This window comes from Paenibacillus lacisoli, from assembly GCF_030580655.1.
GTDB lineage: Bacteria > Bacillota > Bacilli > Paenibacillales > Paenibacillaceae > Paenibacillus > Paenibacillus lacisoli.
Genome location: NZ_JAUQTB010000001.1, coordinates 428,980 through 448,494 on the forward strand (window position 1 = coordinate 428,980; position 19,515 = coordinate 448,494).

Consider the following 19,515-nt stretch of genomic DNA (forward strand, 5'->3'; position numbering starts at 1 on the left):
TTTATATCATGCAGACTGCGAAAAGATTATGTTACACAAGGAGTATGGACGATGAATTATGAAGTATTTACATGGATTAACCGTTTTGCGGACCAGAATCCCCTGCTGGATGATGCGTTTATCTTTTTATCCAAATACGCCATCTGGATTATGATTGTCGTACTGGCCCTGGTCTGGATTCGTGGAAACAGGAAGCAGCAGCGCATGGTGGTCTATGCGTTCATTGGCGCAGCATTTGCTGTACTTTCAACCAAAATAGTGATTGCCCCTTGGATTGGTCATCCCCGGCCGTTCACAGAGCACAGTGTCCACCAGCTGATTGACCATACACCGGATGGATCTTTCCCGAGCAAGCACGCGGCTTTTGCCTTTACGCTCGCCTTCCTGTCCTTTGCAATCAACCGGCCCGTCGGCCGTGTGATGCTGATTCTGGCTGTTCTGATCGGCCTTTCCCGTGTCTATGTCGGCGTTCACTATCCCGCTGATATCCTGGGCGGCGCCGTGTTTGCGGTTATCCTTTCGTCGCTTCTGTTCTATACCCGTTCTTTTACCTCGGCGGTTCCTGACTTTTTCATCCAGATGTACCGGAAGATGATACGTTCTTAATCTGCTCTCAATTGATCTCCATAGTAAAAGGCGCCCTTTCTCCTCATGATCCCGGAGACGGGGCGCCTTTCCTCTTCAAAGGGCCAATCGGCAGAATTACACACTGGCCCGTTCAATCAGTTCATACGGAATCTCCATATGAAAAAGTTCTATATGTCAGCCCAGCAGCCAGCCCAGCCAATAGGCGAATGGCACGAGCAGCAGCTGTGCCAGCAGGGTTCCGGCCAAACGTGAACACATCATGAGGCCGAAAGTCCGGTTCATCTGGCTCAGCCGCAGTTCGCCGCGGAGTGAACGTTCAGAGAGGATCGCCAGTTTCGGATCGATGAGCAGCGTCAGCAGAATTGTAGCCAAGCCATTAATGAGTCCGGAGGACATGGACATACTGGTGCTGTGCGCTGGCCACAGATAAGAAGCATACAGCGAAGACAATACGCCGGTCGTATAGATAGCCGTCACCGTCATATTCATGACCATCAATCTGCGCGGCAGATTCCCGTCGAGTAAGGTCCGCACCATATACAGCCTGGGCAGCCTGATGTAGAAGGAAATATTCTTCAGCCGGGCTGGAATCAGGACACGGCGCAGAAGGGCCGGAAAGGAACCCGCGCTCTCCAGATGAACCACCAGCCGGGCCGAAATGCGCACCACACTGGGAAACAGCAGCATAGCAAGCACGGTTCCGGCCGCAGCTGCGGCCATCACTATGTGGAGGCCGGAAGCCAAACCTCCTCCGTCCGCGGCAGACTTCGCATGATCCACCAATCTCCCGATCATGGGCCCCTGAGCCATGTTAGAGGTACGCGAGACCAGCAGCAGCATACCGGCCAGGGATAGCGCCAGCCCGATGCGCCGAGCCCGCAATCCGCCCAGCCGCAGTGCATAGGACAGACTGTCCGCTGTATGTATGGTCAGCGTGAACAACAAAATAGCGCCCCACATGAGTACCATTTTCACCATCTCCTTCCCACCTAGTATAACCCATCATTGGATAAAAGAGGGTCTTTCTTTCTCCGATTTCGGACAACCGGATTCGGGTAATAGGTGTCATAGAATTCAATATGAGGAGGAGAATATCATGCCTTGGAATAAAAAGGATTATCCGCCGTCCATGAAAAATCTGGACCCACGGATACGCAACAAAGCGGTAGAGATCGCCAATGCCCTGCTGGAGGAAGGATATGAGGAAGGTCGCTCTATTGCTATCGCCACCGCCCGGGCGGAAGAATGGAATGAGAATCACCCTGAGCATGAAGATGACGACAAGAACAGTAAGGATAAGCACACGAATGATACAAACAATGACCACAAGGACAGTAACCAGCCTGTACAATAATCCTCGGGTGATCACAGAAATTATCATGTGGTGCCTCACGATGACAGCTGGGCCGTGAAGCAGGAAGGCGAGGATGATCCCGTATCCACGCATGATAACCAGAAAAAAGCGGTTCAACAAGCCGAGAAGCTCGCTGCTGAGCATAAGGTCCGTATGATTATTCATGATGAGGACGGCAGGATCGAGTCTTCCCAACAGCCGTCCTGACCCGGCAAGCCGGCCTTCGGACCGGCTTTTGGTCTTGTTATAGCGTAGTTATAGGCAAATAAAAAAACCGCCCGGGTCAGCCAGGCGGTTGTATTAATGACGTAAGCTCGTTACAGCCGGAACAGACTTGCTGTTCTGTATAGGCTGCTTCACAGATACGGCTGCAGGCTCGTTGTGTCTGGCCGGGATACGGATCTGGACGGTCATCGTCCATGTAATCACTTTACCAGCAAGCCATACGGCCAGAATCGTATACATCGTTTCCTTAACAGGAAGGAAGAATAAGGAGGCCAGCAAAACAAATGCATCGCTCACAAAAAATACATTACCAATCTTCCAGCCGGTCCATTCGCTAATCAGCTTCGAGAGGACGTCATCGCCTCCGGTTGCCCCGCCGAAACGGAGAACAATCCCTGCTCCCAGGCCTGTCAGCAGTCCGGACAGCAGCGCAGCGGCGAACAGATTACCGTGCAAATCCAGCACAAGTGTCGAATATTTCTCAAATCCGGAATAGAACAATGAGAACGATACGGCACCCAGCAGGGTGAAGAGCATAAATTTACGGCCTTTTAACAGCCATGCGATCAAAATAACGGGAATATCCAGCAGAAATACGCTGTATGCCGGTGACAGACCAAACGCATATTTACCCAACAGCGCAAGTCCGACAAACCCGCCTTCAGACAGGTGGTTCTCAAAATTAATGTGATAATACGTAAACGCCAGAATCAGCGTTCCCAGCAGCATAATGCCTACCTGGGCCAGTGCTTTTGTTACGGTTTCTTTTCTCCTCATACAGGCTCCCTCGGTTCTTCGTAAGTTTGGTCATCTTCGACCAACTCTTACGGGAGGTGCACCTGGAGGACTTCATCCTTCGCATACATTATTCCCCTCTTCCGTAGAGTCGGTCCTAGTTGGACGAGCAATCTACGAAAGAGCTAAGTGTAGGAGAGATCATAACGTTTCCAAATCGTCCTTTGGGGAAGCATCCTTCGGGGACACATGGTATCCTGATCCTTTCATTGTGGAGTTTTACTACTGAATCTATTATACCACACCATAGCAAGTGCTAAACAGCTTGCTTGCTGCAAGCCGCTTTTTTTCAGTATATGAGCGTTTAGCACCGGATATGTCGGCGGATGCGCAGTTAGAAATCCGCTCCTAAGATTTTTACCATTTGGCACAAAAAAACATTAAAATTACCTTGTTAATCGTATTTATCGCTTTTAAAATCTGCAATTCCAATTCTTATCCATTGCCATAAGGTATCATATACGCATAAGATGGTGAATATAATTACAGAACAAATGTTCTTGTCATCTCTGGAAAGGAGGCCGCTGAATGAAAACCGGATCTGTCCCGCCGCTCCCCGAAATCCGTGATCTCTCGCTCATCCAGCAATGCAACATTTATGAACTGCTCCTCGAGGCACTGAATCGTGATCTGCAGAGCCTGCATGGACTGGAGCTCAAAATGGGAGCTCTTTATCTGCGGGGCCTCGAGTCGGTGAAGGAGCGTGTGCAGAATCTGGAGCAGCAGATCCGGCAGGATATGAAACGCCGCGGTATCCGGATTACAGAGCAGCAGCGCAGCAATCAGGGCGTGCACGTGAGCTATCTCTGCCGCGGCTACCATGACAGATTCACCTTGAGCTGGACTGAAGCCCGCAGCGAGGCCTGTCAAGAGCTTGCACGGCAGATTGGAGTAGACCTTAGTCTGGCTGACGTCGAGACTGCCCCGCCGCTTCGCCCTACACCGCTGATCCCAACGGATATCGGAATCCAGAGACCGGCTCCCAACCGTACAGCCCGGGCTGAAATCTCTCGCAAAAATTCTGCTTCGTCGAGTGTAAGCGGCTGAATAAAGGCCTGTCTCCCCTTTCAGTGATATAATAAAACGTATCTTTATCATGAAAGGGGCTTTCCTGTGCATTCACCCAAAGTGGTTAATCATATTACTGAATTAATAGGTGACACACCGGCCGTGCGGCTGAACCGTCTGACAGGTTCTGCGGATGCTGAGGTGCTTGTGAAGCTCGAGTACCTGAATCCCAGCGGCAGTGTAAAGGACCGCGCAGCCTTTAACCTGATTGAGCAGGCAGAGCAGGACGGACGTCTGCAGCCCGGCGCTGTCATTATTGAACCAACCAGCGGCAATACAGGAATCGGCCTGGCTATGAATGCGGCGGCCAAAGGCTATAAAGCCATCCTGGTCATGCCGGATAATATGACCCGGGAACGGATTAATATCCTGAAGGCTTACGGCGCTGAAGTCGTTCTTACGCCTGCTGCCGAACGGATGCCCGGAGCCATCCGCAAGGCGCTGGAGCTGCAGGCATCCATACCCGGCAGCTGGATTCCGCAGCAGTTCGAGAACCCGGCTAACCCTGATATCCACCGTACAACTACCGCGCTTGAGATTATCGAGCAGACGGAAGGACGCCTTGATGCCTTTGTCGCCTCTTCAGGAACAGGGGGAACGATTACAGGCACCGGTGAGACACTGCGCCGCGAACTGCCCGGCATCCAGATTTATGCGGTTGAGCCGGCAGGCTCGCCGGTATTGTCCGGCGGTCAGCCTGGCCCGCATAAGCTTGTCGGCACCAGTCCGGGCTTCGTCCCTCCTATCCTGAATACCAGCGTGTGGGACGAGATTCTCACCGTGACGGATGAAGATGCTCTGCAGACGACCCGTGACCTTGCGGTACGCGAAGGATTGCTGCTCGGCCCTTCTTCGGGTGCAACGGTCTGGGCCTCCCTGCAGATCGCAAGGCGCCTGGGGCCCGGCAAGCGTGTGCTGTGTATCGCCCCGGATACGGGTGAGCGGTACTTAAGCATGGATGTATTTGGTTGAAAGCTTTATGGAACGTAATAAAGGTCTGTATCTCGTGATAGAGATACAGACCTTTTGCACGTACGCAGTATGAACAGCCTACATAAGGGCGCCGAGAAAACGTGTAGCGATACCGAAGTAAATAAATAAGGATAAAATATCATTCAATGTAGTAATCAGAGGACCGGAGGCTACAGCCGGGTCTACTTTGAAGCGGCTTAGAACCAGTGGAATACAGGTGCGAGTAAGTGTACCGATGACTAATGTGCAGAATAGGGATATCCCGATGATCATACCAAGCAGCCAGCTTCCCTGCCAAAAGTATGCGATGACCGTAATCAGCGCTGCGCACACCAGACCAATCATTACCCAACTTGATTTCGCGACATATTAAGGACAGCACTGTGGATTCCGGAGCAGCAAACGGTTTACTTCTTCCATGGAAAAGTTCTTTTTTGATCCGGGAAGCCTTCATGCTCTACAACTGCAGACTATCCGCTTCCTGTCAGGCTCCATAAAAAGCCCAGCAGGATCACAATTACGATATGCACGATGGGAGACAAGAGCTTCCATGGGTTGAGGCTTGACTTTCTTTTCCGCCAATAATAAATAATAGAGTAGATATACGTCACTGGATAAGCCGTGGAGGAAATCAGAAATAACCATACAAGCGCAATGAGAAGCCTGCTCTCATCCTTTGTCTGAACTCCTGCCGCTGTCATCACATTGGCCATTAAGATAAAAGGATAGAACAGCAGCGGAATCGCCTCGACAATAAAAAGTAAATAAATCGCAGCCTTCGTGCTTCGGATGTCAACTCACCACCTGATTTCAAATTAGCAGTATTAATTATAAGGTTATTGCAAAATCAGCAATCTGGCCTTCCTGGATATATTGAATGATGCTTTGTACTTCCTTCTCTGCCCGCTGCGGGAGCGCCGAGCTTGATCCCACCATAACAAACCCGATCCAACGGGGCATATACGTCTGTAAAGTGAGCAGGCATCTTTTTCTTGAATGGCCCGCATCGCTTACAGCGATGATTCGTTTAATCCTATGTAGTCCTAAAGCTCGATCCAATACAAGCATGGATGCCAATACACTCTCTACTTACCGCACACCAGGGTACAGTCGCCAACTCTGACAGCAGTATATTTTCTACTCCTTCATTCGATAATAAACGGGATATCCGACAGAAACAGTGCAAATCTTTGAAAAACAGTATAATGAAACTATAAAAAAAGCAAGTGATCTCCATCATAATATTAATATAAAGAAGGGTGCTTCTCAATGACAAATGGCAGTATGAATCCCAAGGTTGATGAATTCCTGAGCAAAGCCACAACGTGGCAGGAAGAGTTCAAAAAATTGAGAACGATCATGCTGGACTGCCAGCTGACCGAAGAACTGAAGTGGGGTGTTCCTTGTTATACGGTTCAGAACAAAAACATTGTCCTAATCCACGGATTCAAAGAATACTGTGCCATTCTGTTTATGAAAGGCGCCTTGCTGAAGGACCCCCATCGTATTCTGATCCAGCAAACAGAGAAGGTACAGGCGGGACGCCAGATTCGTTTCACCGCTGTTCAAGAGATCGCTGACATGGAAACGGTGCTGAAAGCCTATGTTCTTGAAGCCATGGAGGTCGAGAAGGCTGGGCTGAAAGTAGATTTCAAAAAGAATACGGAGTACACCGTTCCTGAAGAATTTCAGCATAAGATGGATGAAGTTCCTGCCTTGAGAACGGCTTTCGAAGCCTTGACTCCCGGGCGGCAGCGGGCATACCTGCTATATTTCTCAGAAGCCAAGCAATCCAAAACCCGCGCGTCACGGGTAGATAAATATACGCAGAACATACTTGATGGAAAAGGGCTGAATGATTAGAACGTAGTAAGACCTAGTTGCATCGCGCAGACCCTTGGAAAAACAGGCCGTCCTTCCCAGGCAGCGCTTTAACATAAATGAATGGCGGCTTGTTTAACTGCGAGATAACCTGCACAGTCTTTCCAATACTTCGGCCACGCCGTCATGATCATTCGTCGCCGTAATTTCTTTGGATCTCAGCTTCAATTCATCAATGGCATTCCCCATGGCTACAGGCCAACCGCACGTTTCAAATAATCCGATATCATTCCAGTCATCCCCAAAGACCATCGTATTCCCAAGTGAAATATTCATCGCCTCACCCAAAACAGCAGCTGCACGTTCCTTGGATGCCTGAAGTGAAGAGATTTGAACCAGCTTGGCTTGGTCTGTAACCAGAATATTTACTTTCCTATTAAATCTCTCCTGAAAAGAAACCATATCGACATCTCCTGAGAACAAAATCTTCGAAGCCTCCAGCCCGCCGAGTTCTTCCCGGGACTTCACAACTGGCTTGCCTTTGACTCTCATCAGTGTCTCAGCATCATATTCTCTTAGACTCAGCCATTCGTCTTTGACTTCCAGACTTAGATCAAGATCCGGGTTGTAAGCCAAGCAGTAATCCAAAATCTCAGCTGTCACTTCAGCCTCAATCGGCAGATGCTTTATGATTCCTGTATGCCTGCACTCCATATAGGCACCGTTATAATAAATAAATGAACCTATCTTCAGCAGCTCTTCTTTCATGAATAATTTTACCGCTCGCGGAGGGCGTGCAGTTGCAAATATAAATTTCATACCGCGCTCTGCACAGTCCAAGATCGCCTGTTTATTGCGGTTTGAGATTTCTTTGGTGGAGCTGAGGAGGGTCCCGTCCAAGTCTATAATTATTAAAGGAAATTCCATTAAAATCCCCTCTCAAAAGTGGGTGTGTTAGTTAATACTCCAGTCTATAAACGACTTCCCCATCGACTACCCGTCCATCCTCTTTAAACCCCAATTTTTCATACAATTGCTTAGCCCACACATTATCCGGCTCAAAGCTGATGTATATCACCTGATGCTGTGTATCTTTTTTGATCCTGTCGATGAGCATGTCCATAGCCGCCTTTCCGTAGCCATGCGACTGGTACTTCGCATCGATCATCAGCCTGTAAATCCAATATTCCTGATCCTCTTCATCCATACAATACATTGTAAATCCGACCAGCACCTCATCGTGATAAATGGCCAAACAGACACACTCCGGGAATGCCTTGGCTTGGGCAAGCGAGAATGTATTTGTCGCTACAAACTTACTTTGTTCTTCGGCTACCTTCAGCTTGATCACATCAAAAAAGTTATGCCGGTCGATCTCCTTAAGCGCTATCATACTTAAACACTCCCTTTTTTCATCAGATTCAGACACAAGTGGTATGGAAGACACTTCCATCATATTATCATAACTCTCGCATTTGCAATAACGATAAAGTCAAACAAACAGAGACCGGCCCAAGCCGATCCTTGACGCCATATAAGGATCAGTGAAATGAAGTCTTTCTTATCCATACGCCGGGCTAACTCTGCTTCGTCCAGCGTCGAACCGCCGGCAAAACGGGTTTCAAAGGTTGCGCCCATAAATGCATCAGCAATCGTTCTGAGGGGCACATACGTCGTCCCGTTACACGTGATAGGTAACAGCGGGTTTCCTTTTGCATCGGCCTGCTTCACATCTTCGCCGTATACTTGCGAATGAACATCGCGATTGAGGTAAGCGGTTATTTTATCTGGGTTGGAGCCGGCTGCAGCTCCAACAGAACCACCGATCATGAAGACAAGGACAGCTGCCAAGAAATAGAATGTTTTTTTGTGTCTCACGGGTGTCTCTCCTCTCCCACTAATATTTAACACTTGAATGGTTGTTAAATGAACCATTCTGTCTATTTTCATTTGCTTGTCTGCCCACTTCCCCATTAACCGTAATCTGACATGGAGGAACATCTAATGACGCAGAAAAGGCCGCCGGTCTATAAGACTCGGCAGCCTTTCTTCCCCAATTAAGAGGCTTTCATCCGTTGAGGTCATTCAAACACAGGGTGGTACAGGAGGTGCTCGTACGTGTACGGGCTAAATGCAAATTTGAACGTAAGCGTCACGCCGGATCCTCCAATACTTATAGAACGAAGCGCCGGGGTTGGTATACGTCTGCGCACGAGCGCATCGATTTTAGCCGTATTTCCGGCGCGGATCGCCCGGGCCCACACCTCAGCAAAAGGCGTATCCGACGCCAGTGCCCGGTACAAAGGCAGAATCGCCTGCGCCATCTTCTGATGCGCTCTTATTTCCTGAGAAATCAGCTTCAATGTGCCTGGCGGAAGCAAGATATCGACGCCATAAATATCAATTTTTCCTTTGAATTCAAAGTATACATTATAACCGCTCTTAAATGATCCGGGGAGCGGGTTTTTGGCGAGCGGGGATGCGAGACGAAACAGCCTTTGCATCTCCGTAACGTTAACATCTACAACCGCTCTGCCCCACTGCGATGCGAACGTCTTGTTACTAGCAATCTTGCGGTAGAAAGGTAGCATTGCTCTAGCAACAGATCGTACAACATAGGCCGAGACAAACCGGTTCGGGTTCGGTTGAGGCATGTATGTTCCTCCTTTATGGTCGGCATAACCTCCTACTCTCATTTTATGCTGCGTGCAGCCGTTGGTTCGGGCTGTCCTTCTTTTTTTAGATCAGCCCTAGCTTTTATGATCTCTCAACTCTTCTTGAATCAAATAAGCCAACAAGTCATTCAAGGCTCCGATCGGACCTATATTGTGGTATATCCACTCCCCCTGCTCATTCCGGCCTTCCGGCTACCCTTACGTATTTAACAGATATTTTAGAAGCAGCATAAGGAAAGGAAAAGCAAATTAACTGACATACCGTTTTTTATTCCGACTCATCTGCAATGTATCCTTGAAGAAGATATTTAAACCAGCTAACGAAATTACCTCCCGCTCCAAGGTCAAAACTCAAAATACTCTCCGCACTGCCGGAAGTGATGCATCTCACCTTGCTGATCCCCTCTAAGTTTTCCAGAATTACGGTAAGCGATGCTCTTCCCCCTGTACGAATATAATACTTTTCAAATACAAAAGTGCATATCTGTTTGCCGTCATCTCCAACAACATGATGTTCCCAATATAGCAAGTCATCTTTCAACTCATGATGATTTAGTACAATATCAGCAGCCTCAAAAGGGGAAATCGTAGTGGTAAACTCTACCGGTTTTTTCATAAAACTATCCTCCTTTTTTTGTATATGAATCACAATTGTAACAGTAGATCAAACAATTTTCCGATAGCTATGTCCGTACTGTAAACGCCCGCACTATATTCAAGGCTTACATTAATATGTAACAGATATCTAGCAGAAACAGGATGTGAATTCACAGGAACTGGAGATCAATCCTCCTTCTCTTCCATCTTCCCCATGACGACGATTAAGAAGGTTGCCAAGGGCCCCAGCAATAATGATAATAGAAACCAGTTAAGACCACTTCTGTTCTTCCCTTGTGCTAACCCGGCATTAATTAATGCAAGGGTTCCCCAACCAACCGAAAAGCTGCCAGTATCCACAATCAACCCCCTTTCACGATATACAGCCATTCGGAACCTTCCAAAAAGCTGTTATTTATGTATAAATCCAGTTTATCTAAATATATCAATTTTTTGGTTAATTTGATAAATCTATCATTAGAAAAGAGCGCTCAATGCCCCCATTCATTACTTAACAAGGAGGAGCCCTTCATGAAATTTTGGAAGACTCCGTTTTTCTATGTACTTATTTTGTTAGCAGCAACCGTATCTGAACGCGGTCAAAACATTGTTTTCTGAAGATAATTCCCAGGAGGTAGACTTATGATATTTTATTCATTCTCGTTTGTTTGCTTGGCTTTGTAATGATTATAAAACCTGATGCATTTTGGTTATTAACAGAATCCTGGAAAAATAACGCCGATGCAGAGCCATCTCATTTTTATCTTTGGAGTACCCGTTTGGGCGGTTTCATAATTATAATGGTGTGCATCGGAGCTTTTGTGGTGAAGTAACCGCGCATAAAAAAGGATTACCCCATACTAACAAAAATGGCCGCTCTCCCAACGAAGTAAGAAAACGACAGCTCACTCTATATATACAAATCCCACCCCACAATAAAAACAGCAAGTATAAGAGCCGAGACACCCGACATGATGTACATCACCTTTTGCCTTTTGCTGTAACTGCTCTTCCACAGTTTATAAATAAGCAACCCAAGATACGCCAGTGCTAGAACCACATAGAGCAGGTTAAACATTAAATGGATGCGTAACGAAGAATAAGAGGGATAACTTGGAAGTCTCGTGAGTATAACTAAAAGATTAAGAAGGAGTAGCATACCTGCAAAATGAATTGCAAGATGATATTTATCAAAATGGGTTAGAGGGTTTCCTCGTTTATTGAGTTTGTAAAGAAGCATCCGGATTAAACAGACGATCAACACACTTAAGCTGAAAATGATGGCTAGCGCAACAGGAATAAAAGAGATCTTTATCAAGTTTACCTTTAAACTCGATACAGGCAAGAAATCAATGTAAGGAGTAACGGAAACTTTCTCAACCACACCATTACGCTCGACAACATTATAAAACTTACTTAACTCAGCTTTTGAATATTCCTTTATATCAAGAGCAGTAAATAGATTAGTAAACCTTGAGGCGGCACGTCGTGCGGATTGAAAATAGCCTCCCCTCTCCGAAGTAACTGAATTAGAATATAAATTATTACCAAAAATTTTGTTAATAAGTCCATAATAATAAATTTCTTCAAAAGACTGATTTGTCATGACTATCATTCCAAATTTAGATTCCGGATCAAAGACGACTTTACTTGAAAATCCTTTTAAATTCCCCTCGTGCATTAGTGTGGGTACCCAGTATTCCATCTCAACGAACCCATGCGCAAATCGGGGAATAGAAGTACCATCATAATATAGACTTGTTGACAACATTTCGTTTAACGTATTCCTGTTAGTAAATAATAAATTACTATCATCAACAGGCATCAACGCTGCAAGGAATTTCGCTAAATCTTCTGCTGTCCCAATCGCTGCTCCTGCAGGATAAAAGGTTACGTATACTCTGTTGTGAGAGATCCGTTTCAAATCTTTGGTATACCCTTCAATCTCATTCCTTCTTCGTACGACGTCTGGATGATCTTGTCCCGTTGGGTGAATCGTAGTGTCATTCATATTAAGCGGTTTAAAAATATGTTGATTAACATATTCATAAAAGGGTTGGCCACTTTGCAATTCCACGATGTAAGCGGCCAGACCAACGCCATAGTTTGAATAACCTACGATGCTATCCGGTTTATATATTTGTTTCGGCTCATTTTTGCGCAATGTTTCTCCTAATTCTAACGTTTCATTCTTGGAGTAATAATACACCTCGGCCGCTGTTTGATCTTCCCAACCCGCATTGTGATGCATTAGGTTCATTAGCGTAATCGGGTCATCGTATTTCAGCTTTTTAAAAAATCCCTCTGGCAGGTATTCTTTGATATCTGTCTCCAAATCAAGCTTTCCTTGTTCGACAAGCTGTATCACACTAGTGTAGACCAACAGTTTAGAAATGGAAGCCCATTCAAATACAGTTGATGTATCCGCCTTTCGCTGATCCTCAATATCCGCCAAGCCATATGCCTTGTTCACAATGGTTTCACCATCTTTAATAGCCACAACAGAAACGGCAGCGGTATATTTCTCATACGAGGCAACATAAGCATCAATCGTTTTCTCTAATTCTGATAAAGGAATCCTGGATGGTGTAGTCTCAACCTGTTCTTCTTCTGCGTGGGCAGGTACCGCTATTGCCATAGTGATAAATATGAATGACAGAACACAAGCTATTACTCTGTTTATACTGTGATCACTACGATCTTTCTGGCGATTTTTCTGCATCAGCTACTCTCCTTCAGCATCAGATAATAAGATCAGATCTAGCTCACCTTTCGCAGTTCCTAAATTCTAAGCAAGTCCGTAAAATAGTTTTGTTGTGAATTTCACTACGATCATTGAGTTGACCCATGCATTTTAGAAATAGGTATTACCTGAATCTTCCTTTATAGTATAACAGTCATTTTATTAATAAATGACTTAATTTTCATAATGTATTGCCATCCATATTTGGATGAACCATCGTTTTGTAAGTTGATGCAACCAAGAGCCGAAGGACTACCGCTACAGCAGCAAAAAGGCCGTTCCCCCCATGAAATGGGAGAACGGCCTACACAATGGCTCATTTGCTAAAGCAGCTCATCTATATCATTCAATCGATTTTTCAGTTCGATCAATCTTTCATCTGAAATCAATTAAATCCTGCTTCACTTCAACTTCTTTTCCGTCTGCATCAACCGAGCCCGTTACACAGCCTCCGGCTCGCCCAGCTCCACACCTTCAGGCAGCACCTTCAGCACATGCTCCAGCACCCCCTCCTGGCTGAACAGCTGTCCATCCAGAATGGCTACCAGCCCGGCATCCGAACGGGTCCGGATCAGGCGGCCGATGCCCTGGCGCAGACGCAGCAGCATATACGGCAGGTCGATGTCGGCAAAAGCATCCTGCGCCGCCTTCCGCTTCGCCGCATACACCGGATCCTGCGGCGGATACGGCAGCGACCAGATCAGCACGCGGCTCAAGGACAGTCCCGGCACATCAAGGCCTTCCCACAGGTTGACCGCGCACAGCACACTCTTCGCGTCGCCCTGGAACGACTGGATCAGGTCGCTGATCTCGCGGTCTCCTTCGTACAGGAACGGGATACCCTCCAGGCGCGCCTGCAGCTGCGCATCTCCGGCTACGTTCTGCTTGAACTCGCGCAGCTCCTGCATCGTGCGGAACAGCACCAGCGTGCTGCCGCCGTTCTGCGCGATCAGGTCGACGGCCGCGGCCGTCTTGCCGGCAAAGGAGAGTTCGCTGCCGCGTCCATAGGCAATCATCTTCATTTTCTCCGCATAATCATACGGTGATGCTACCGAGAAGGACAGATAGTCCTCCACGCCCAGGCTGTCGGCTACATACTGGAACGAACTCTCTACAGACAGAGTCGCTGAAGAGAAGACGATCGGCATACGGGCTGAGAACACGCGCTCCGCGAGCACTTCCTTGACCGTCTGCGGCATGACGGACAGAGTCAGCCCATCTGCTCCGTGCTCCGCCCAACAGATGAACGACTGCGACTGACGGAACAGCGCCAAGGCCTTCTGGATCATCTCCAGATGCTCTTCTACGATCCGCAGCTGGTACGCGTCCAGCGTGTAGAGCTCGCTCTCGAAGACCAGTTCTTCCTCCACAGCGTCGAGGATCGAACTGAAGCGGCGGATGCTGTCCAGCAGCTTCTCGTCCATCACGATGGCTTTCCGCTCCGAGCCCGGAATCTCATGGGTCCGGTCCTCCAGCAGCTGGAACATGCCCTCACTCTGCATAATCGCGTCCTCGATACGCAGGGCCAGCGACTCGCGCACCTCTCCCTGCAGCAGACGGGTGATCAGCTCTTCGAAGACAGCATGCTTCAGCTTGTAGCTGAGCGCATTTTGCGCCGCCTCTTCCAACAGATGCCCTTCATCGAAGACGACCGAGCTGTGCTCCGGCAGGAGCGGCAGCTGGCCTTCCCGTTTGCGTCCCTCATAGGTCCACACATGCTCCATGTAGTAGTCATGCGAACAGATGATGAGGTCAGCCGACTTGCGGTAATGGTCACGCGACAGCGTAAGTCCGCAGCGGTGACGCCGGTCACAGACGAAGCAGTCCTGGAAATGATCCCAGTTAATCTTGCTCCACTGCGCATCGTTCAGATGCGGATACTGCTTCCGGTCCCCGTAGGGATGGAATGACTGCATTGTATCGGTAAAATGGACAAAGTCCGGCAGTCCGTCATTGACCTCTTCGAACAGCGGCGCATCCTCATCCTTGAAGCGGATATCCGCCAGCTTGTTCAGGCACAGGTACTGATCCTGCGACTTGCCGAGCCGGGCATCAATCACCAGGCCCAGATGCTGCGCCAGCTTCGCGATATCTCCCTCCGGCTTGACCAGCTGCTCGATCAGCGACTCGTCCGCACAGGCGATAATCGCCGGCTTGCGCGTGTAACGTGCATAGCAGACGGCATAGAGCAGATACACCAGTGTTTTCCCTGTTCCTACGCCGGCCTCGGCAAAAATCGTCTTCTTCTCTGCAAACGCACGCTCCAGCTGGAAAGCCATGAAGATCTGCTCGTCCCGCACTTCGAAGCCCGCTTCCGGCAAAATATCATAAAACACGTCCGCTACCCAGTCACTGACCTGCTGAATGAACGGTTCTTTGTGGTTATATTCAAAAGGATATTGATTGACTGCCACGTTCTCACCGCGCCTCCATCTATATAAACTCCCTATATATGCAAACCTCAATAGTCAAAAGACTATTATCTCATATCTATAGGAATCCTACAAGAAGAGTTTACAGGTCGCAGAAAGAAGAGGGTGAATCTGACCGCGCACTTAGTACAGCAGCCTCTTTATTGCCTGCATGACTGTTTGCGGCCGGTCGATCTGGATCGAATGCCGGCTGTCTTCCACGAGCCACTGCTCGGTCCGGTCCGTCAGTTCCAGCAGCGCGTGCTGGTCTTCCTTCCACTCTTCGCTTTGCAGCCCGGCCGTCAGGACCATAACCGGCAGCTCGCGCGGCAGAGGCTGGGCCTGCTGCAGCTGCAGCGCGCTTGCTTCCGCACATAGCTGCTCCCAATACGCTTGTTTGTAGGCTTTATTCTGATACCCCAGCCAGCGGGACATGCAGCCAGCCTCATCAGGCAGTCTTCGCGAACCGACCGGACGCTTCAGCAGGCGGGGCAGCATCACTGGGGAGCAGAGATAACCCATCCTGAGCTGCTGTCTGTGCCGGTTCACCTGTCGGCGGCGCGTCATACTCATACCGGTCGGCAGCAGACGCTGCTCATGGGTTGCATCCACCAGCACAAGTCCCAGTACATCATCCGGATACAGGCTGGCAAAGAGCCGCATCATCATGCCGCCATAGGAATGGCCCACCAGAAGATACGGCGGCCGCAGCTTCAGCTTCTGGAGCAGCACCCGCAGATCCTTGACCGCTTGTCTGCATGTCGGGGCTTCCCTGCCGGGATCGCTCCAGCCGAAGCCTGCCCGGTCATAGGATAGAACAGCGGCATGCCGGGACAGCTCCGGCTGAACAAAGGTCCAGTCGAGAGAACACCCGCCCATACCCGATTCAAGAATGACGGTCACCCTGCCTTCACCGCTGAGATGTGCATGCAGCTGGCGTCCCCCAATATTAACCATCTGTCCCTTGGGAAGGTAGGAGCTGTTTCTCCATACAGATACAATATGCTGAGTCAGAGTAAGCGGACAACCGAGAATGGAGATACCTGTGCGAAGCAGCGTTTCTATAATCGGTATCCCTGTTAATCCGGGCTGCGGGTCTCCGGTTGATCCTGCTTTGGAGATCATAGGTAACAACGGCACGAAGAGCACCCTCCTTTTGTACAATCTGGGCTGTACTCATCATAGCCGTGAATAGCTTTCGCAAAAAGTGAAGTTATTCCTGCCTGTTTTTCCTGTTTTGTATCCCTAAGAGGGTTGCTGCTCAGCCAGACCTATATACGCACGCCGCTGCGCTCCGTTAATGCTGTATAAGACCTTTGTTTTAATGAAAAGCTGATATTGTCGTAATGCCGCATTCCTGTTAAGCCCACATTTCCCCTCTTGCACAAGGAACATATGTTCGGTATATAATGAGGTATCAGCCACATGGAGGTCAGAACGCCATGCATTCATCTCCCCTGCAAACCGAAGAAGAACTGCTGCTCGTCAAGGAAGCCGCCATTCTTCCCTATATGTTTGATGTACTGGAACGGGATATCGCTATGCTGCGCCAGGCTGCGCTGAAGCTTCCCGAACCCTATATCGCACGCCTGCAGGCAGCCCAGAACCGGGTGTTGGAACGTCAGCTTCAGCTGAAGCAGCTGTTCCGGCAGGGGGATATCCGGATCATTGAAGCAAGGAGAACCGAGTTCTCTCTGCAGGTGGAGTATAAGTGCCGGGGGTATACCCACCGGATGGAGCTGCTGTGGGAGATTGTACGTGCAGACATTGAAATCCGCCTTGCGGATGAATTACATATTGATCTCAATCGTTAACATATTTCATTACATAGCACTCTACACAGAATAGCACTCTACACAGAACGGTCTCCTGCATCTGCAGTATCAGCATTTACCAGTGATTAAGAACAAATGTTCGGCGTATACTTATAGTAACACAGAAGAATACCGGCATTGCAGCTGCTGTTCTTCACCTACGGAATTGAGGAATACTTATGCCGAATGCAAACAAAAGGGAGCGTGTGATTTTCCTGGCCGACTGTCAGTCCTTCTATGCTTCCATCGAAAAGGCCGCTCACCCGGCCTATGCCCATAAGCCGCTGGTTGTCTCGGGTGATCCTGCCCGGCGCAGCGGCATCATTCTGGCCGCCTGCCCGCTGGCCAAGGCCAAAGGCATTACAACCGCCGAAGCGCTGTGGCAGGCGCAGCAGAAATGCCCGGAGGTCATTGTCGTCCGTCCGCGTATGGGGACCTATATTCAGATTTCGCTGCAGATCATGAACATTCTGGAGTCCTATTCCGATCTGGTAGAGCCGTTCAGTATCGACGAACAGTTCGTGGATATAACAGCGAGTCTGGCCCACTTCAACTGCAGTCCGCGGGAGCTCGCAAAGCATATCCAGATGCGTGTACAGAATGAAATAGGAATCTATATCCGTGTGGGGATCGGCCGCAACAAAATTTTGGCCAAGATGGCCTGCGACAACTTCGCCAAGAAAAATGGGGACGGCATCTATGAGCTGAACGATGCTACGATGGAAACACTGTGGGCCTGCCCCGTCAAGAGCATGTTCGGTGTCGGCTCGCGTACTGCACGTCATCTGAACCGGATTGGATTGTATACGATTGGCGATGTTGCTGCCACACCGCTGGGCGATCTGAAGCAGAAGATGAAGCAATATATGAAGAAAAACTGCGATATCTGGAGCGAGGTGCTGTGGCGTACAGCCAAGGGATGGGATGATTCGCCTGTCACCCCGGACGCCTTCGACGGACAAAAGGGAATCGGACGCCAGACCACCCTGCCGGTCGACTTTCACAGCCGGGAAGAGATCGACGTCGTCCTGCGCGAGCTGTCGATGATGATCTGCAGCCGGGCCCGCGCCAAGGGGTACATGGGGACGGTCGTCAGTGCCGGTGCACAGGGGGCAGACTTCGACCGCCCTGTCGGCTTCTCCCGGCAGCTCAAGCTGGAGGAGCCTTCCCATATCTCCCGGGAAATCTACGCGGCGGCCCGCAAGCTGTTCGATACTCACTGGGGCGGCCATGCGGTCCGCAAAATCTGGGTCTCCCTGGATGGGCTGCAGAGCGATGCAGTCCACCAGCTCTCCCTGTTCGGGGAACGGGAGAAGCAGATGCAGCTGGAGCACACAATGGATGAGATCCAGGATGCTTTTGGCCGGGAAGCGATCTTCTTCGGTTCTTCCCTTACCCATTCCAGCCAGCTGCGGCTGATGAACACCAAGATAGGAGGACATTACAAATGAAAAAGCTGACAGGTAACGGTCTGTGGGAATCCAGCCGGATGATGCTGTTCGAGCACCGGGATGCCCTGCTGAACAAGAAAGCGGAGCGGCAGCACAAAGCCCATCCAGTCCTGGATGAGCAGCATGCAAATATGATTGCGGAGCAGATCAGTGAAGCATACCGGGAGCAGCACCCCGTGCAGCTGCGCATCTACGGAGAATACGAGGATTCCGTGATTAGCGGTATTGTGACCAAGGTGAATCCCTGGGAACTTAAGGTGCAGATAGACGGCCATTGGGTGCCTCTGGCTGACATTCTGGAGATCAGCTTGGATATGTAACAAAAGCCGCTTGGAACGGTCGATCCCCTCTGCCATGCATTTAGCCTGCAGCATGATTTGAAGAATTATTCTGCGAAGGTGTCCTCTTCCCTAGGAGTGGATGGAGCCAGCCTCCATAGACAGAGGATAATCAGTATGAAAGCCGTCAGCGCCATCACCGGAATCGTAATGAAGCCGAACCAGCTCACATAATTGACCGTGCATGGCGTTGGCCCACAGGCCGCGGACAGGGAGTTATCCCAATACTGATGGAAATGCTGATACAGAATATGATACAGCGAGATGGCACCCCCAACTGCCGCTAGCGGTAATACATAGCGGGCTATGCCCGCATCTCTGCGGAAGCAGGCGATCCCGAGCATAATCGTGAGCGGATACATAAAAATGCGCTGGAACCAGCAAAGATCACAAGGCGTGTACCCCTTAATCTCGCTAAAATATAAACTCCCCATGGTCGCAACCATGGATACCGCCCAGGCGGCAAACAGCCGATACTCATTCCGGCGTACGGCATCCCCAGCCCCCATGATGCCCCTCCTTTACAAACCCGAATTTACACTTCAACTTCATCATAATGGAACAAGCCCCTTCTGCCATGACTCTAACGAGCTATTTTTCGTCTACGTGTCCACTATTTCCATGAGCGAACCGATAAAAGAATATAAACGCCAATTTTTTTAA

The 19,515-nt window shown here is 49.2% G+C and carries 25 protein-coding genes; 10 read left to right on the top strand and 15 right to left on the bottom strand.

Annotation, left to right across the window (positions count from 1 at the left end; all coding sequences use genetic code 11):
• Nucleotides 1-51 precede the first annotated feature (51 nt).
• Nucleotides 52-606 carry an undecaprenyl-diphosphatase gene (locus Q5741_RS02145; RefSeq protein WP_305022391.1) on the top strand — a complete coding sequence of 185 codons (555 nt, stop codon included), beginning with the start codon at nt 52-54 and terminating at the stop codon, nt 604-606.
• A gap of 156 nt (nt 607-762) precedes the next feature.
• Here the strand turns inward: Q5741_RS02145 and Q5741_RS02150 are convergent, their stop codons facing one another.
• Nucleotides 763-1,566, bottom strand: a complete 804-nt coding sequence (locus Q5741_RS02150; protein ID WP_305022392.1) for a lipid II flippase family protein — start codon at nt 1,564-1,566, stop codon at nt 763-765.
• 118 nt (nt 1,567-1,684) lie between these two features.
• Between Q5741_RS02150 and Q5741_RS21590 the strand changes: the two genes are divergently transcribed.
• Together Q5741_RS21590 and Q5741_RS21595 are read left to right on the top strand one after the other, a co-directional pair.
• A complete protein-coding gene (locus Q5741_RS21590; protein ID WP_345784145.1) occupies nt 1,685-1,942 on the top strand; it encodes a DUF2188 domain-containing protein in 258 nt (85 codons plus the stop codon).
• Nucleotides 1,943-1,969: 27 nt separating this feature from the next.
• Nucleotides 1,970-2,149, top strand: a complete 180-nt coding sequence (locus Q5741_RS21595; protein WP_345784146.1) for a DUF2188 domain-containing protein — start codon at nt 1,970-1,972, stop codon at nt 2,147-2,149.
• Between the two features lie 93 nt (nt 2,150-2,242).
• Here the strand turns inward: Q5741_RS21595 and Q5741_RS02160 are convergent, their stop codons facing one another.
• Complete coding sequence (locus Q5741_RS02160) at nt 2,243-2,944, bottom strand: YitT family protein (RefSeq protein WP_305022393.1); 702 nt, start codon at nt 2,942-2,944, stop codon at nt 2,243-2,245.
• Between the two features lie 546 nt (nt 2,945-3,490).
• Between Q5741_RS02160 and Q5741_RS02165 the strand changes: the two genes are divergently transcribed.
• Nucleotides 3,491-4,009, top strand: a complete 519-nt coding sequence (locus tag Q5741_RS02165; protein ID WP_305022394.1) for a hypothetical protein — start codon at nt 3,491-3,493, stop codon at nt 4,007-4,009.
• 66 nt (nt 4,010-4,075) lie between these two features.
• Nucleotides 4,076-5,002 carry a cysteine synthase A gene (cysK, locus tag Q5741_RS02170; RefSeq protein WP_305022395.1) on the top strand — a complete coding sequence of 309 codons (927 nt, stop codon included), beginning with the start codon at nt 4,076-4,078 and terminating at the stop codon, nt 5,000-5,002.
• Nucleotides 5,003-5,080: 78 nt separating this feature from the next.
• Here the strand turns inward: cysK and Q5741_RS02175 are convergent, their stop codons facing one another.
• The 3 genes from Q5741_RS02175 to Q5741_RS02185 all read right to left on the bottom strand — a co-directional run bounded on the left by Q5741_RS02175 (nt 5,081) and on the right by Q5741_RS02185 (nt 5,962).
• Complete coding sequence (locus Q5741_RS02175) at nt 5,081-5,347, bottom strand: magnesium transporter (RefSeq protein WP_345784147.1); 267 nt, start codon at nt 5,345-5,347, stop codon at nt 5,081-5,083.
• A 125-nt stretch (nt 5,348-5,472) separates the two neighbouring features.
• Nucleotides 5,473-5,715: a hypothetical protein gene (locus Q5741_RS02180; RefSeq protein ID WP_305022396.1), complete on the bottom strand. Its 243-nt coding sequence runs from the start codon at nt 5,713-5,715 to the stop codon at nt 5,473-5,475.
• A 115-nt stretch (nt 5,716-5,830) separates the two neighbouring features.
• Nucleotides 5,831-5,962, bottom strand: a complete 132-nt coding sequence (locus Q5741_RS02185) for a hypothetical protein (RefSeq protein WP_305022397.1) — start codon at nt 5,960-5,962, stop codon at nt 5,831-5,833.
• A 309-nt stretch (nt 5,963-6,271) separates the two neighbouring features.
• On the opposite strand from Q5741_RS02185, the gene Q5741_RS02190 reads away from it, so the two are divergent.
• Nucleotides 6,272-6,865: a YdeI/OmpD-associated family protein gene (locus Q5741_RS02190; RefSeq protein ID WP_305022398.1), complete on the top strand. Its 594-nt coding sequence runs from the start codon at nt 6,272-6,274 to the stop codon at nt 6,863-6,865.
• Nucleotides 6,866-6,958: 93 nt separating this feature from the next.
• Here Q5741_RS02190 and Q5741_RS02195 read toward each other — a convergent pair whose 3' ends face one another.
• The 6 genes from Q5741_RS02195 to Q5741_RS02220 all read right to left on the bottom strand — a co-directional run bounded on the left by Q5741_RS02195 (nt 6,959) and on the right by Q5741_RS02220 (nt 10,485).
• On the bottom strand, nt 6,959-7,750 hold the full coding sequence (locus tag Q5741_RS02195; protein ID WP_305022399.1) for an HAD family hydrolase: 792 nt from the start codon (nt 7,748-7,750) through the stop codon (nt 6,959-6,961).
• Nucleotides 7,751-7,781: 31 nt separating this feature from the next.
• Nucleotides 7,782-8,216 (bottom strand): GNAT family N-acetyltransferase, encoded by a 435-nt coding sequence (locus Q5741_RS02200; protein ID WP_305022400.1) that lies wholly within the window; start codon nt 8,214-8,216, stop codon nt 7,782-7,784.
• A gap of 59 nt (nt 8,217-8,275) precedes the next feature.
• A complete protein-coding gene (locus Q5741_RS02205; protein ID WP_305022401.1) occupies nt 8,276-8,797 on the bottom strand; it encodes a hypothetical protein in 522 nt (173 codons plus the stop codon).
• Nucleotides 8,798-8,904: 107 nt separating this feature from the next.
• Nucleotides 8,905-9,477 carry a hypothetical protein gene (locus Q5741_RS02210; protein WP_305022402.1) on the bottom strand — a complete coding sequence of 191 codons (573 nt, stop codon included), beginning with the start codon at nt 9,475-9,477 and terminating at the stop codon, nt 8,905-8,907.
• 289 nt (nt 9,478-9,766) lie between these two features.
• Nucleotides 9,767-10,114, bottom strand: a complete 348-nt coding sequence (locus Q5741_RS02215) for a DUF6054 family protein (protein ID WP_305022403.1) — start codon at nt 10,112-10,114, stop codon at nt 9,767-9,769.
• A 167-nt stretch (nt 10,115-10,281) separates the two neighbouring features.
• Entirely contained in the window at nt 10,282-10,485 is a 204-nt protein-coding gene (locus Q5741_RS02220) for a hypothetical protein (RefSeq protein ID WP_305022404.1), read from the bottom strand.
• A gap of 266 nt (nt 10,486-10,751) precedes the next feature.
• Here Q5741_RS02220 and Q5741_RS21645 point away from each other — a divergent pair, with 266 nt between their 5' ends.
• Nucleotides 10,752-10,928 carry a DUF6199 family natural product biosynthesis protein gene (locus tag Q5741_RS21645; protein WP_407074312.1) on the top strand — a complete coding sequence of 59 codons (177 nt, stop codon included), beginning with the start codon at nt 10,752-10,754 and terminating at the stop codon, nt 10,926-10,928.
• A gap of 77 nt (nt 10,929-11,005) precedes the next feature.
• On the opposite strand, the gene Q5741_RS02225 is transcribed toward Q5741_RS21645, so the two are convergent.
• From Q5741_RS02225 to Q5741_RS02235, 3 genes are all read right to left on the bottom strand, one after another.
• On the bottom strand, nt 11,006-12,817 hold the full coding sequence (locus Q5741_RS02225) for a serine hydrolase domain-containing protein (protein WP_305022405.1): 1,812 nt from the start codon (nt 12,815-12,817) through the stop codon (nt 11,006-11,008).
• A 461-nt stretch (nt 12,818-13,278) separates the two neighbouring features.
• On the bottom strand, nt 13,279-15,252 hold the full coding sequence (locus tag Q5741_RS02230; RefSeq protein WP_305022406.1) for an ATP-dependent DNA helicase: 1,974 nt from the start codon (nt 15,250-15,252) through the stop codon (nt 13,279-13,281).
• A 141-nt stretch (nt 15,253-15,393) separates the two neighbouring features.
• The gene (locus tag Q5741_RS02235) at nt 15,394-16,389 is read right to left on the bottom strand and encodes an alpha/beta hydrolase (protein ID WP_305022407.1); all 996 of its coding nucleotides are present in this window, start codon (nt 16,387-16,389) and stop codon (nt 15,394-15,396) included.
• 302 nt (nt 16,390-16,691) lie between these two features.
• Between Q5741_RS02235 and Q5741_RS02240 the strand changes: the two genes are divergently transcribed.
• From Q5741_RS02240 to Q5741_RS02250, 3 genes are all read left to right on the top strand, one after another.
• On the top strand, nt 16,692-17,063 hold the full coding sequence (locus tag Q5741_RS02240; protein ID WP_305022408.1) for a hypothetical protein: 372 nt from the start codon (nt 16,692-16,694) through the stop codon (nt 17,061-17,063).
• Nucleotides 17,064-17,242: 179 nt separating this feature from the next.
• Nucleotides 17,243-18,514: a DNA polymerase IV gene (locus tag Q5741_RS02245; protein WP_305022409.1), complete on the top strand. Its 1,272-nt coding sequence runs from the start codon at nt 17,243-17,245 to the stop codon at nt 18,512-18,514.
• Entirely contained in the window at nt 18,511-18,834 is a 324-nt protein-coding gene (locus tag Q5741_RS02250; protein ID WP_305022410.1) for a YolD-like family protein, read from the top strand. Before Q5741_RS02245 ends, Q5741_RS02250 begins: the two co-directional genes overlap by 4 nt.
• 65 nt (nt 18,835-18,899) lie before the next feature.
• Here the strand turns inward: Q5741_RS02250 and Q5741_RS02255 are convergent, their stop codons facing one another.
• Nucleotides 18,900-19,361 carry a disulfide oxidoreductase gene (locus Q5741_RS02255; protein WP_305022411.1) on the bottom strand — a complete coding sequence of 154 codons (462 nt, stop codon included), beginning with the start codon at nt 19,359-19,361 and terminating at the stop codon, nt 18,900-18,902.
• Between the last annotated feature and the right edge of the window lie 154 nt (nt 19,362-19,515).